11 protein-coding genes are annotated in these 13,797 nt (G+C 63.2%); 5 read left to right on the forward strand and 6 right to left on the reverse strand.

From position 1 onward, the window contains the following. Nucleotides 1-7: 7 nt before the first annotated feature. Nucleotides 8-2,527, reverse strand: coding sequence for an ATP-dependent helicase HrpB (gene hrpB / locus P7C00_RS28280; protein WP_404937733.1), 2,520 nt, complete (start codon nucleotides 2,525-2,527; stop codon nucleotides 8-10). 130 nt (nucleotides 2,528-2,657) lie between these two features. Here hrpB and P7C00_RS28285 point away from each other — a divergent pair, with 130 nt between their 5' ends. Together P7C00_RS28285 and P7C00_RS28290 are read left to right on the forward strand one after the other, a co-directional pair. Further along, nucleotides 2,658-3,077 carry a polyribonucleotide nucleotidyltransferase gene (locus P7C00_RS28285; protein ID WP_102865373.1) on the forward strand — a complete coding sequence of 140 codons (420 nt, stop codon included), beginning with the start codon at nucleotides 2,658-2,660 and terminating at the stop codon, nucleotides 3,075-3,077. A 27-nt stretch (nucleotides 3,078-3,104) separates the two neighbouring features. Next, on the forward strand, nucleotides 3,105-4,001 hold the full coding sequence (locus tag P7C00_RS28290; protein WP_346635683.1) for a cation diffusion facilitator family transporter: 897 nt from the start codon (nucleotides 3,105-3,107) through the stop codon (nucleotides 3,999-4,001). Here the strand turns inward: P7C00_RS28290 and P7C00_RS28295 are convergent. Further along, a complete protein-coding gene (locus P7C00_RS28295; RefSeq protein WP_346635682.1) occupies nucleotides 3,995-5,080 on the reverse strand; it encodes a DUF6515 family protein in 1,086 nt (361 codons plus the stop codon). The genes P7C00_RS28290 and P7C00_RS28295 overlap by 7 nt on opposite strands. 413 nt (nucleotides 5,081-5,493) lie before the next feature. Here P7C00_RS28295 and P7C00_RS28300 point away from each other — a divergent pair, with 413 nt between their 5' ends. Both P7C00_RS28300 and P7C00_RS28305 read left to right on the forward strand, forming a co-directional pair. Further along, nucleotides 5,494-5,973, forward strand: a complete 480-nt coding sequence (locus P7C00_RS28300) for an Lrp/AsnC family transcriptional regulator (protein ID WP_102865370.1) — start codon at nucleotides 5,494-5,496, stop codon at nucleotides 5,971-5,973. Between the two features lie 104 nt (nucleotides 5,974-6,077). Next, complete coding sequence (locus P7C00_RS28305; RefSeq protein WP_003228500.1) at nucleotides 6,078-6,287, forward strand: DUF2788 domain-containing protein; 210 nt, start codon at nucleotides 6,078-6,080, stop codon at nucleotides 6,285-6,287. Here the strand turns inward: P7C00_RS28305 and P7C00_RS28310 are convergent. From P7C00_RS28310 to P7C00_RS28325, 4 genes are all read right to left on the reverse strand, one after another. Further along, nucleotides 6,282-6,848: a pseudouridine synthase gene (locus tag P7C00_RS28310; protein ID WP_346635696.1), complete on the reverse strand. Its 567-nt coding sequence runs from the start codon at nucleotides 6,846-6,848 to the stop codon at nucleotides 6,282-6,284. The genes P7C00_RS28305 and P7C00_RS28310 overlap by 6 nt on opposite strands. 146 nt (nucleotides 6,849-6,994) lie before the next feature. Next, entirely contained in the window at nucleotides 6,995-8,467 is a 1,473-nt protein-coding gene (amn, locus tag P7C00_RS28315; RefSeq protein WP_346635681.1) for an AMP nucleosidase, read from the reverse strand. Nucleotides 8,468-8,601: 134 nt separating this feature from the next. Beyond that, nucleotides 8,602-10,254 carry an acyl-CoA dehydrogenase family protein gene (locus P7C00_RS28320; RefSeq protein ID WP_346635680.1) on the reverse strand — a complete coding sequence of 551 codons (1,653 nt, stop codon included), beginning with the start codon at nucleotides 10,252-10,254 and terminating at the stop codon, nucleotides 8,602-8,604. Between the two features lie 74 nt (nucleotides 10,255-10,328). After that, the gene (locus P7C00_RS28325; protein WP_404940108.1) at nucleotides 10,329-12,695 is read right to left on the reverse strand and encodes a hybrid sensor histidine kinase/response regulator; all 2,367 of its coding nucleotides are present in this window, start codon (nucleotides 12,693-12,695) and stop codon (nucleotides 10,329-10,331) included. A 290-nt stretch (nucleotides 12,696-12,985) separates the two neighbouring features. On the opposite strand from P7C00_RS28325, the gene P7C00_RS28330 reads away from it, so the two are divergent. Further along, the gene (locus P7C00_RS28330) at nucleotides 12,986-13,783 is read left to right on the forward strand and encodes a hydroxymethylpyrimidine/phosphomethylpyrimidine kinase (RefSeq protein WP_042941299.1); all 798 of its coding nucleotides are present in this window, start codon (nucleotides 12,986-12,988) and stop codon (nucleotides 13,781-13,783) included. The last annotated feature ends 14 nt before the right edge of the window (nucleotides 13,784-13,797 follow it).

Genomic DNA, 13,797 nt, shown 5'->3' on the forward strand with positions numbered 1-13,797 from the left:
CCCCGCTCTACTTGCGGGGTTTGATCCGCGCCGTGGCCTCGGCGATCAGCGGATCGTCCGGCCAGTAATGCTTGGGGTAGCGGCCCTTGAGATCCTTCTTCACCTCGGCGTAAGTGCTGCGCCAGAAGTTCGCCAGATCCTGGGTGACCTGCACCGGACGCCGCGCCGGCGACAGCAAGTGCAGCTTGACCGCTTGGCGGCCACCGGCAATCCGCGGGGTGTCCGACAGACCAAACAGCTCCTGCAGGCGCACCGCCAGAATCGGCGGCTGCTCGCTGTAGTCCAGTCGGATCGAGGAACCCGAGGGCACTGTCAGATGATGCGGAGCCAGCTCGTCCAGACGCTGGGGCAGCGGCCAGGGCAACAGGTTGTGGACGATGCCGGCCAGCTCCAGGTTGGCAAAGTGGCTGAGTCGCGACACCTTGCCCAAGTAGGGCTGTAGCCACTGCTCCAGCCCTGCGAGCAAGGCGCCATCGCTGACATCCGGCCATTGGCTCTCGCCCTTGTCCGCCAGATCCAGCTGCCGCAGCAGGGTCACCCGAGCCTGCCACTGGCGCAGCTCCGGGGTCCAGGGCAGCAGTTCCAGGCCCTTGCGCCGCACCAGGTTGACCAGGGCCCGGCTACGGGCCGACTCGTCCAGGCCGGTGAGCGGTTCACGGCTGAGTACCAGCTCGCCGACCTTGCGTTGACGCTCGGCCCGCAGCACGCCTTCGCGCTCGTCCCAATCCAGCTGGTCGACGTTGCGCACCTGCTCTGCCAGCACCGTATCGAACAGGCTCGGATCAAAATCCGCTGCCAGGTAGATGCGCTCCTCACGCTGGCCCTGGCGGCTGCCCAGGTCGGCGATCACCAGCCAGGGCTGTTTCATCAGGTTGTCGGTTTCGCTGAACAGCGCCGCACGACCGTTGGCCAGTCGATACTCGGCGCCACCGGGACGGCGCTGCTGGGCTACCCGGTCGGGATAGGCCAGGGCCAGCAAGGCACCCAGCCAGCGCGGATGCTCGGGATCGGCGACGGCTGCCTCGGACTGCCCTCGCAGGTAGCCACGGTACTGCCGCGCCAGTTGCCGCGCACGCTGGACGCCACCCTGTGCACCACGGGCTGCGCGCTCCTCCCCGGAAAGCAGCACCAGGCGGCTGTGCAGGTCGGCGCCGGCCCCGCGCAAAATATCCCGTTCCCCCAGCAGGGCCGCGACGTCGCAGGCCATCTGCGCCAGCCCCAGGGACTGGCCGCGCAACAGCAAGTGGGCAATGCGCGGATGGGCCGGCAACTCGGCCATGGCCTGGCCATGGCGGGTCAGCGTGCCGTCGTCGTTGAGCGCTCCCAGGCGCAGTAACAGGTCCTGAGCCTGTGCATAAGCGGCGCTGGGAGGCGGGTCCAGCCAGGCCAGCTGATTCGGGGTCACGCCCCAGCGCGCCAGTTGCAGGGCCAGGCTGGCCAGGTCAGCCTGAAGGATCTCCGCGCCGGCATAGGCGGCCAGTTGTTCCTGCTGATCCGCCGACCACAAGCGATAGCACACGCCGGGCTCCAGGCGCCCTGCCCGCCCGGCGCGCTGGGTGGCACTGGCCCGGGAAATGCGCTGAGTGTCGAGACGGGTCATGCCGCTGCCGGGATCGAAGCGCGGCACTCTGGCCAGCCCGGCGTCCACCACCACCCGCACGCCATTGATGGTCAGGCTGGTTTCGGCAATGTTGGTGGCCAGCACCACTTTGCGCTGGCCCGCCGGTGCCGGGTCGATGGCGGCGCGCTGAGCGGCCAGGTCCAGCTCGCCGTGCAGTGGGCAGAGCAGGATCTCGCTGCGTTGCCCCAAGGACTCGGCCAACTGCTGATGCACTCGACGAATCTCGGCCTGCCCAGGGAGGAACACCAGCAGGCTGCCGCTTTCATCGTTGATGGCTTCAAGAATGGTCTGTACCACCCGCGGCTCGATGAACTCACCGGGCTGGAAAGGCCGGCCCCAGCGCTGGGTCACCGGGAACATGCGCCCCTCACTGCGCAGGATCGGCGCGTCGTCCAGCAACGCGGACAAGCGCTCGCCCTCCAGGGTCGCCGACATCAACAGAATCTTCAGGGGCTGTTCGTCACGAAACAGTTCCCGGCCATTGAGGCTCAGGGCCAGGGCCAGATCGGCATCCAGGCTGCGCTCGTGAAACTCGTCGAATATCAGCAGGCCAACCCCTTCCAGGGCTGGGTCGTCCTGCAGGCGTCGGGTGAGGATGCCTTCGGTGACCACTTCGATACGGGTACGCGGGCCGACCTTACTGTCCAGGCGGATGCGGTAACCCACGGTTTCACCGACTTTCTCCCCCAGTTCGCTGGCCAGGCGCTCTGCCGCAGCCCGGGCCGCCAAGCGCCGGGGCTCGAGCATGAGGATGGTCTGTCCGGCCAGCCAGTCCTGATCCAGAAGCGCCAGAGGCACGCGGGTGGTCTTGCCGGCACCGGGCGGGGCTTCGAGCACCGCTTCATGGCGCGCCGCCAAGGCTTCGCGCAGTGCAGGCAAAACTTCATCAATTGGCAAAGAATTCATGCTGGCTCCAAAACAGAGGCGCGAGTATAACGGCGAACTGCCTGGGGTTAATCATGGTCTGAGTGCTGATCGACAAGACTCAATGCCCCGCTCCATTTCGCTTTGTCTGCATATTTACCAGGAGATATCCATGCGTATTCCCCACCGTGTCATTGGCGGCGTTCTGGTGACCACCCTGCTGACCCAACTCACCGCCTGCGGCTCGATCTTCTTTCCCGACCGCCGCGGCCAGATCGACGGCAAGATCGATCCAGTGGTGGTGGTGCTCGATGCCGTGGGCCTGCTGTTCTATGTGATCCCTGGGCTGATCGCCTTTGGCGTCGACTTCGCCACCGGGGCGATTTACCTGGAGCCGGGCAAGACCGCACAAATCGCGCCGGAAAAACTCCAGCAGGCCATTGGCGCCGACGGTAAAGTCGACAACCGCAAACTGCAGGCCATTCTGGAAAGCGAACTGGGGGGCAGCTTCCCTCTGGATGACCCGCGCCTGATCCAGCACAAGGGCAGCGTGCAGCAATTGGCCTTGTACGGCCTGCAACCTGCGGCCTGATCCCCACACTCAAGGAACCCGCCGTCGATGATTGGCAACCCGGAACACGCTCGCCTCCTGCGCCTGGCCACCCGCGCCTCGGTCACGGTGGCAGGCATCCTGATTGTGACCAAGGCCATCGCCTGGTGGCTCAGCGGCTCGGTGAGCATGCTGGCGGGGCTGACCGACTCCGTGCTCGACGGCTTCACCTCGCTGCTCAACCTGCTGGCGGTGCACTACGCCCTGCGCCCGGCCGATGACGATCACCGCTACGGCCACGGCAAGGCGGAGTCTCTCGCGGGCATGGCCCAGGCGCTGTTCATCGCCGGCAGTGCGGTGCTGATTGCGTTTCAGGCATTCGAGCGGCTGCAGAATCCTGAACCTGTGGGCGCGCCCTGGCTGAGCATCGGGGTGATCGGGTTGTCATTGGTGCTGACCGTGGCGCTGCTGAGCCTGCAGCATCGGGTGATCCGCGAAACCGGTTCCAACGCGGTACGGGCCGATTCACTGCACTACCGCTCCGACCTGTTGCTCAACGGCAGCATCCTCCTGGCCCTGGTATTGGCGGCCTTCGGCTGGCATCAGGTGGACGCCTGGTTCGGCCTGGGGATCGCTGTCTACATTCTCTGGAGCGCGATCCAGATCGCCCGGGAAAGCTTCTCGGTGCTGATGGACGAGGAACTGCCCGCCGATGTCAGCCAGCACATGCTGGAACTGGCCTGCAGTGTGCCCGGCGTGCTGGGTGCCCACGACCTGCGCACGCGAATTTCCGGCAGCCACTGGTTCGTCCAACTGCATCTGGAACTGCCTGGCGACCTGACCCTCTCGGTAGCCCATGGCATCAGCGATCAGGCTGCCGAGGCGATCCAGCAGGCGTACCCGCGGGCCGAAGTGCTGGTACACGCCGACCCACAGGAAGTGGTCGAGGCCGCCAGGGCTCAGTAAGTGACCTGGTAGCCCCGCGAGCTCAGGCAGTTGCCCTGGGCCTGACGGTAGGCCTGAACCACTTCCGGGGCCGGCTGATAGGTCGCGCTGGCCGGATCGAAACCACTCTGCTGCACCGCCCAGCGATAGCAGTCGTAGCGATCCTGATCGATCTGCTGCGGCGACTGGCCGTTGACCGGGTACGCCAGCACATCATAGCCATTGCCACTGGGCTGACTGGGCGGCGGCGCCGCTACCGGCGGCTCCACCACGACATACTGCTGGGTGTTGGCTTCATAGGTGTAATAGGCCCCGGCGGCGAGGAAGAATAGCGCGCTGCCGATCCACACTTCCCGGGCATAGTCGGGCAGATAGGCCACTCGAATCCCATAAGGCGGGCGCACCACCACATACCGCGGACCTTGTGGGCGATACCAGTAGCCCCCCGAGAAAAAGTAATCCTGACCACGGTATGGCACCCGGTAGTTGCGCTCGGGGAAACGATCAATCACGTAGCCTGGGCGATATTGCGGACCAGGCCCCCAGCCGTTGCCATGCCCGTCGGGACGACCCGGCCAGCGATAGTCGTTGGGGCGACCATTGTCGGGGCGCGAGCCTGGACCACCGGCCTGCCAATGCTGGTTGTAATCGTTGCGCCGGGGAATGTCCTGGTAATAGCCGCGCTGGGGCTCCTGGGTCTGGCGCACGGTATCGGGCCGGCTCTGGATGGGCAGTCCTGGGGCAGGCTGCGGCTGCTGAGGAGCCGGTCGCCCCTGCTGATTGGGATCATGCTGGGGGCGGTTTTGCCACTGCCCACCCGGATTCTGGCCGTTGTGTTCGAACTGCCGGCTGTTATCGCCACGAATGATTTCATTCTGCCCACGCGGCTGCTGCGGGGCAGGTTGCGCACGTTCGGGCGAGTTCGCCGGACGGCCCTGATTACCCTCGCCACGCCCTTCGGGGGCATGCTCACGCTGCCCGCCCGAAGGCGCTCCCTGCTGGGGTGGGCGTCTCTCGTCTCGCTCATCGGCGAGCACTTGCGCGCTGACGCTCACGCACAACACACCAACACCTGCCAAACGCCAGATGCGCGACTTCATGCTATTCCTCACTGCGGATTGGGGCCTGTACATCAGACTGAAAAAGCCTGGAGCGGTTCTGCAGCAGATTATCAGTCACGAGACTTATTTCGCAGGCAATAAAAAAGGGCGGCCCGTCGGCCACCCTTTGAGATTTTGTCCGTGCTCGACGCTTTTGGCGCCGGCTCACCTCACTCCGTCTTCTGGACAGGGTGTAGCCCGGGGGCCGGATCAACCCTGTGGGGTTGGCGGCCGCGGCAGGCCTGATTCGGCGGGCCGCAGTGGACTCTATGTCCGGGCAGTGATTCTGGTGATAAGAATAGGCCTGGGCCGGCGACAGAGGATTGCGAAGATTGCTTGCAAAAACACCTCTTGCGCAATTTTTAACTCAAGATAGATAATTAAACGCAATACTTATGACAAAGGCCTGATTGATGAGCAAACTCGACCGCTATGACCTGAGTATTTTGGCCGAATTGCAACGCGATGCCCGCATCTCCAACCAGGAACTGGCCGAGCGCATCGGACTGTCGCCCTCGCCCTGCTCGCGCCGGGTCAAGCAACTGGAAGACGACGGTTATATTTCCCGCCAGGTCGCCCTGCTGGACCGCAAGATGCTCGGCCTGAGCCTCACCGCCTACGTACTGATCGGCATGGACCGGCACACACCGGAACGCTTCGAGAATTTCGAAGCGGCCATCCGCAGCCTGCCCCAGGTACTGGAGTGCAGCCTGGTGACCGGTGTGGACGCCGACTACCAGCTCAAGGTGGTGGTGCCGGACATGGATCACTACCAGAAGTTGCTGCTGGGCCACCTGACCCGCATCGACGGCGTGACCAGTGTGCGCTCCAGTTTCGTGCTCAATCAGGTGCTCAACAGCACTGAACTGCCCCTGACCCATCTGCGCAGCTGAAAAGCGGCTGTGGCGACGTAACGCAGGCAGATCAATGCTCGGCCAGTATCCCTTGGCGTATACTCGCCCGGCATTTTTTGCCCTGTCTGCAATGGAGATGATCGATGGACCCAGCAGTATTCGAAGAGTGGATGATGACCGGTCTGGTCAGCATCCTGATCATATTCATGGGTTTCATCGTCTGGGACCTGGCCAAGAAGTCCAAAGCCGGACGCTTTGGCTCCTTTATCCTGTTCTTCGTGCTGGGCCTGGGCGTAGCCGCCTTCATCATCAAGAGTGTGGTGATCGGCCTGATCGAGTCCGGCGCTCTATAAGCGCGCCGGCACCTCCTTCCACTGGCCCTGATCCAAGCCATCCAGGGTCCAGTCGCCAATCCTGACCCGCACCAGTCGCAAGGTCGGCAGGCCGACGGCCGCGGTCATGCGCCGCACCTGGCGATTGCGCCCTTCTCGAATCACCAACTCCAGCCAACTGGTGGGCACGCTCTTGCGAAAGCGCACTGGCGGATTGCGCGGCCACAGCTCTGGTTCTTCCAGCTGCCGTGCCTCGGCCGGCAGGGTCATGCCGTCGTTCAACTCCACCCCGTCACGCAGGCGCTGTAACTGCTCAGCGCAGGGTTCGCCTTCAACCTGCACCCAATACGTCTTGGCCAACTTGTGCTTGGGATCGGCGATTCGCGCCTGCAACTGCCCGTCATTGGTCAACAGCAGCAACCCTTCGCTATCGCGGTCCAGGCGCCCGGCCGGGTAGACCCCGGGAATGGCGATGAAATCCTTGAGCGTCGCTCGTCCCTCGCCATCACTGAACTGGGTCAGCACGTCGAAAGGCTTGTTGAACAGGATCAGCTTCGGCTCGGCCGGTGGCGCCTTGGCCACGCGCTTGGAGGGGGAAACGGAAAACGGCTTCGCGCCAGGGCGACGGGAAGCAGGACGGGACGGACGGGACATGGGATCAGGAACATTCAGCGATCAGGACCGACAATGCTAGTGGCCTGATCGCCAAATGGCCATGGATTAAACGCTTAGCGGAAAGGCGGCTCGTCGAAGCTGCGCAGTTTGCGCGAGTGCAGGGAGTTGAGCTCACTGCGCATCAGGTCCACGGCTTCGATACCGATCTTCAAATGCTGGCTGACCGCCCGCTCGTAGAAGGCATTGGCCGCCCCCGGCAACTTGATCTCGCTGTGCAGGGGTTTGTCCGAGACACACAGCAAGGTGCCGTAGGGCACCCGCAGGCGATAACCCTGGGCCGCGATAGTGCCGCTTTCCATGTCCACCGCCACGGCCCGGGACAGGTTGATCAACGGACGCTCCTCGGCCCAGCGCAGCTCCCAGTTGCGATCGTCGTAAGTCAGGACCGTGCCGGTGCGCAGGCGCTTCTTCAGTTGCTCGCCCTTCTCCCCGGTGACATTGGCCGCCGCTTGCTGCAACGCCAGCTGGACCTCGGCCAGGGCCGGGATCGGAATGTTCGGCGGCACTACGCGATCAAGAATGCCGTCGCGACGCATGTAGGCGTGAGCAAGGACGTAATCGCCGATGGTCTGGGACTGTCGCAGCCCGCCGCAGTGGCCAATCATCAGCCAGCAATGAGGGCGCAGCACCGCCAAGTGGTCGGTGATGTTCTTCGCATTGGACGGGCCGACGCCGATATTCACCAGGGTCACACCGTGGCCATCGCTGGCCTGCAGGTGATACGCCGGCATCTGGTAACGATGCCAGACCACACCGGCGGCGATTGCCGAAGCCTCGCCGTGATCCATGCTCTTTTCAATGATCACGTTGCCCGGCAGGACCATGCGCACAAAACGCGGATCGCTGCGCAGTTGCTCCAGGCCATGGACGATGAACTGGTCGACATAACGGTGATAGTTGGTCAACAGGATCCACGGCTGCACATGACGCCAGTCGCTGCCGGTGTAATGCACCAGGCGCCGCAGAGAGAAATCGACCCGCGCCGCATCGAACAGCGCCAACGGCAGCGGGTGAGTGTTTTCCCAGTCGTAGAGGCCATCGGCGATACCGTCGGTGGCAGCCGACAGGTCGGTGCTGGGGAACACCCGGGCCAGCGCCGCAGCCGTCACACCGGAACCGGCCAGCTCGTCGCCTTGCTCCACCACGTAGGGATAGGGGATGTTCTGTTCGCTGACGCCCACTTCCACCGTGACGGTGAAGTCGTGCATCAGGGGGACCAACTGCTCGAGCAGGTAGTTACGGAAGGCGGCGGGATGAGTGACGGTAATACTGTAGGTGCCCGGCAGCTGAACCTTGGCATAGGCTCGGGTGGTCTGCGGGACTTCGCCGTGGCACTGGTAGGTCAGGCGCAGTTCGGGGTAGCGAAACAGCGCTCTTTGCGCGGCATCCGGCTCGACCCGGTCCTTGAGGTAACGCTTGAGCGCCTGGCTCAGCGCCGTGGTGGCCCGCTCATGCAAAGCGGCAAGCCGATCCACGGCTTGCTCGGCGGTTTGAACGACAATAAAAGCTTCGGTCACGATAAGCATCCTGTGTTCTGATCTTGCAGGCGTTCATCTTGCCTGCAACACCGTCCCACGGGAACAGCGGAGTTGTAGGAGCCGGCGTGCCGACGATCGCGGCGGCAAGGCCTCTTCGCCGGCAAGCCGGCTCCTACAAAAGGTCAGAAGCCTTGAGGCGTGGAGCGGGCAACAATGGCGGCCACGTCCAACCCGCGAGGCAAGGTACCGTAGACCCGACCGCTCTGCCCCCCAAGACGGCTGGCGATAAAGGCGTCGCTGACCACCTCGTTACCAGCCTCCAGCAACAGCTTGGCCTGCAGACCCAGGGCAATGTCCTCGGTCAGTTGGCGGGCTCGGTACTGGATGTCGCCGGTGTCCTTGAAGCTGTCCTTGAGCGCCGCAATATGCGCCGCCAGACGCCGCTCGCCATGCCCATCCCCCAGCTCGGCAAACAACACATCCAGCACCCCGGGTTCTTTCGACAGGGCTCGCAACACATCCAGACATTGCACGTTACCGGAGCCCTCCCAGGTGGAGTTCACCGGCGCCTCGCGGTACAGCCGCGGCAGGATGCTGTCTTCGACATATCCGGCGCCACCCATGCATTCGGCGGCCTCGTTGATCATGGCCGGGGCGCGCTTGCAGATCCAATACTTGCCCACTGCCGTCACTAGCCGAGAGAACTTCGCTTCCTGGGCATCGTTCTGATGATCCAGGGCTCGTCCCATGCGCATGCTCAAGGCCAGGGCCGCTTCACTTTCCAAGGCCAGGTCGGCCAGCACGTTCTGCATCAGCGGCTGCTCACTAAGCACCCGCCCGCCGACGCTGCGATGGGCACAATGATGGCTGGCCTGGGTCAGAGCCTGGCGCATCAGCGAACTGGAGCCGACCATGCAGTCGAAGCGCGTCATGGCGACCATTTCGATAATGGTGGGTACGCCGCGCCCTTCTTCACCGATCATCCAGGCCAGCGCGCCACGGAACTCCACTTCGCTGGAAGCATTGGAGTGGTTGCCCAGCTTGTTCTTCAAGCGCTGGATATAGAACTGGTTGCGGCTGTCATCCGGGCGATGACGGGGCAGGAGGAAACAGGTCAGGCCCTTGTCGGTCTGAGCCAGGGTCAGGAAGGCATCGCACATTGGCGCCGAGCAGAACCACTTGTGTCCCACCAGTTCATAAGCCTGCCCCGGCCCCGGAGCCCCCACCGGATAGGCTCGGGTGGTGTTGGCGCGAACGTCAGTCCCGCCCTGCTTCTCGGTCATGGCCATGCCAATCGTCAGCCCGGTCTTGTGCTGCATGCCAACATTACGCGGGTCGTACTGGGTGGCGAGGATCTTCGGCAGCCACTGCTCGGCGATGTCCGGCTGCAGTTTCAGCGCCGGCACGCAGGCAAACGTCATGGTCAACGGGCAACCGCTGCCAGCCTCGGCCTGACTGTGCAGATAGGTCATGGCGGCGCGGGCTACATGAGCGCCCGCTTGTGCTTCGGTCCAGGGCAGCGAGGTCAGCCCACCCTCGATGGCCGCCTGCATCAACTGGTGATACGCCGGGTGAAACTCCACCAGATCGATCCGGTGACCAAAGCGGTCGTGACTGGAAAATACCGGCTTGTTCTGATTGGCCAGGAACCCCGCCTCCATCAACGGACCACCCGCCAGGGCGCCATAGGCGTCGACCCGGGATTCGGCCCAGCCGGCATCGAAGCGCCGCATCCATTGCTGCAGCGGCAGGTCGATCCGATAGAGGTTGGCGCCGTCCAGGGCGGGCGGCTGGTTGGTGACTTCGTGGGTTTCAGCGAACTGGTGGAGGTTCATTGCAGGACTCCTTCAGGGTGTGCCAAGACCCCAGTTAAGCACCCGCTCCACCCCGAACAAAGTGGCATATCCGCCTAAATGTCGGCACTTTCGCCCTGCTCAACACAAAATACCCACTTCAACAGCGCCGCTTGCAGTGCCTCGAATTTCACCGGTTTGCCAAGACAGTCGGCCCCTGCTGTCGCCGCACAACCTTCAGTACCAGGAACGCAGGCCAGCAAGATGGGCAGGTGGGCGTATCCGGGCATTGCCTGGGCCTGAAGACGAAATGCCCCCAGTTGCGCTGCAGTGATCTGGCCATCGATCAGCACCGCGCTGACGAGTTCACGCCCCAGCAGTTGCAGCGCATCCGTGGGGCTGCCAACGGTGCGCACTCGGTATCCCAGCTTGAGCAGCATGCCTCGTACCACAAGTTGATCAACGTCGTTATCGTCCATCAACAGCACGGTACAGTCCTGGGGCGCACGCCGATGAAGGGTTACCGGCGCCCGAGGAATCGGCTCCTGGGCATCGAACTCCACCAGCAAGCGGAAACAACTGCCCTGGCCAGGCGTGGACTCATGAGTCAACTGCCCGCCCAGCAAGTCCACCAATTGCCGGCAGATCGCCAGGCCGATGCCCAATCCGCCGTATTCACGCGTCATGGAGCCGTCAAGCTGGAAGAAACGCTGATACAGCGTTGCCTCGTCCAGATTGACGAAACCTATCCCGCTGTCGATCACCTCGAAGCTCAGACTCACCCGCTCGGTCGAAACAGACCGGGTGACCACCCGTAACACCACGCCACCGGAATGGGTGAACTTGACGGCGTTTTCCAGCAGGCACTCCAGGCAATGGCTGAGCTTGCAGCGATCCCCCTGCAAGCGGTCGGGCAACCCGGCGCTGAGGTCGACCTGAAAGGACAGGGACTTGGCCGCAGCGCTGGCGCCGAACTGGGTTTGCAGTGCACTCAGCAACGAACGCAGGCTGAACGGCTGGCGCTGGGCGCTGAGCTTGCCGGCTTGCAGTTCGGTCAGGGTGAGGATGCCGTTGACCATGCGCATCATGTCCCGCGCCGAGCCAGCGGCGGTCTGCTGGTACTGCTCCATCTCTGGGTCCAGTTCCAGGGTCTGCATCAGTTCAAGCGAGCCAATGACACCGTTCATCGGCGTGCGCAGCTCGTGGGTCAGGGTGGCCAGGAACTCGTCCTTGAGACGGTTGCTGTGAGCCAATTGCTGGTTCAGCACTTCAAGCTTCTGCCCGGCCTCAAGCAGAGTCTGGGCCTGTTGCTCGCGCATCGAATTGATCCGGTCGGCCAGAGCCAGGGACAGCAGCGCCACCTCGATCGCCGAGCCGATCTGGCTGGCGTACATGGTCAGGAATACGTTCGGCAGGTAACCCAGCACCATCAAAGTGTTGATCACCCCTCCAAACAAAAAAGCCGACCAGGCAATGATGAAGTAACGCGCCACCCGCAATCCGCGACACCAGGCGACGATCCCCGCCACATAGATCACCACGGTAAACAGCAGCGCCAGAGTGGTGGCCAGGCGCAAGGCCAGGGCGTAGCTGGTCATCAGTGACAAGGCCATGACCAGCGCCCCAAAAGCCATCAGCGCCAGCAACACGCGATCAACCCAGGGACTGTGCCGGGAGGTCTGCAGGAAACTGCGAGCGAACTGACTGCCGAACAGTCCTGCGGCGCCGATGAAGAAGGGTGTCGCCGCATTGGCCCACCATGGACTGTTGGGCCAGAAGTACTCCACTGCGGCACCGTTGACCGACAGTTGATAGAGACCGAACGATGCGATGTAGACGATGTAGTAGAGGTAGCTGGTGTCGCGCACGCTGAGGTAGATGAACAGGTTGTACACCAGCATGCCCAGCAACACCCCGTAGATCAGCCCCAGCACGTAGAGGCGCACTGGCTGCGCCTCGAGGTAGGCCGTGTTGGACCAGAGGCTCAGCGGTGCCTGGATCGAACCTTCACTGGCCAGGCGCAGATACAGGGTCTTGTGTTCATGGGGGGAGAAACTCAGGTTGAACAGGTAGTTGTTCTGGCGGATCTGCCGACTGTCGAACGGCAAGGCATCGCCGGTGCGCTCCGCCAGACGAAAACCACCGGTTTCATCGGGGACGTACAGGTCCAGGTGGTCCAGGGGCGGATAGGCCAGCTCCAGCAACCAGTTGCGCTGCGCCGTGGGATTGCCGGGGTGATATTGGAGGTCGATCTTCAGCCAGAAGGCCGAACGTGAATAGCCGGCATTGAGGGTATCTTTATCGTGGGGTTTGAAGTGCTCAGCCAGAGGCCCCGAACTGACATCGGCAATTGTCGCTTCGCCACCCACGTCTTCGAGTACTTGCATCACTCGGCCCAAGGGCAGGCGTTGAGTGAACTCGTCGAACTCGACGGCGCCAGCCAGCATCGGCAAGCTCAACAGCAACATCAGCAAATAGCGCATAAAGCCCCAGCGTGGCTTGTCCGGTGGTGTCAGGAAGTCCCCCATTTCCCTTGAGCAGACGCAAGACCGGCATGACCTGTTATTGGTTTGAATGCACTCTAGCATAGCCGCTGATGGCCAATGAACACCATTGAAAATTTTAGTCTAAAGGCTCTAGAACGGGCCTTTCAGCGCAATCCAGCGAGCTAGAGCTGTTGCATCGGTCAAGAAGATCGAACACGGCAAAGCGACAACTTGCATTGCGCGCCAGCCGCCGCGAAAAAAAGCTTTTGGTGGTAAGCTCGCCGCCCATGAATATCTACAGCTCTCGCCCCGTTGTCCTCTGTCTCTCCGGCCACGACCCTAGTGGTGGCGCCGGCTTGCAGGCAGATATCGAAGCCCTGCTGGCTCAGGGTTGTCACGCAGCTCCGGCTGTCACCGCCCTGACCGTGCAAGACACCGTCAACGTCAGCGATTTCCGCGTTCTGGATCGCGAGTGGGTATTGGCCCAAGCCAATGCCGTGCTCAACGACTCCACTGTCGCCGCGGTCAAGCTGGGCATGCTGGGCTCCCTGGAGATGGTCGACACCGTGGTCGAACTGCTCCAGGCGCACCCGCACCTGCCCCTGGTGTGCGATCCGGTGCTGCGCGCCGGCGGCGGCGGCCGACTGGGCAAGGATGAAGTGGGCTACGCCATGCGCGAACGCCTGCTGCCCCTGGCCACCATTGCCACTCCCAACCTTCCCGAAGCCCGAATTCTTGCGGAACTGCCCGAAGGCAGCGCCGACCAATGCGCCGAAAAACTCCTGCCGTTCGTCAAGCACCTGCTGATTACCGGCGGCCATGGCGATGAACACGAAGTGCACAATCGTCTGTACAGCCGCGACGGCCTGCGCGAGACGTACACCTGCCAGCGCCTGCCCGGCAGCTACCACGGCTCCGGTTGTACCCTGGCCAGTGCCCTGGCCGGGCGCCTGGCACAAGGCGAACACTTGGCCAGTGCGGTGAAGTCTGCCCTGGATTACACCTGGCGCACCCTGCGCGACGCCGAGCAACTGGGCCGTGGCCAGTTCGTGCCGCGCCGCTTGCCGTTGGATTTCTGCTCGTAATGTCATGAGGCCCG

The sequence above is a fragment of the Pseudomonas sp. JDS08PS003 genome (assembly GCF_045013505.1).
GTDB classification, from domain to species: Bacteria; Pseudomonadota; Gammaproteobacteria; order Pseudomonadales; family Pseudomonadaceae; genus Aquipseudomonas; species Aquipseudomonas protegens_B.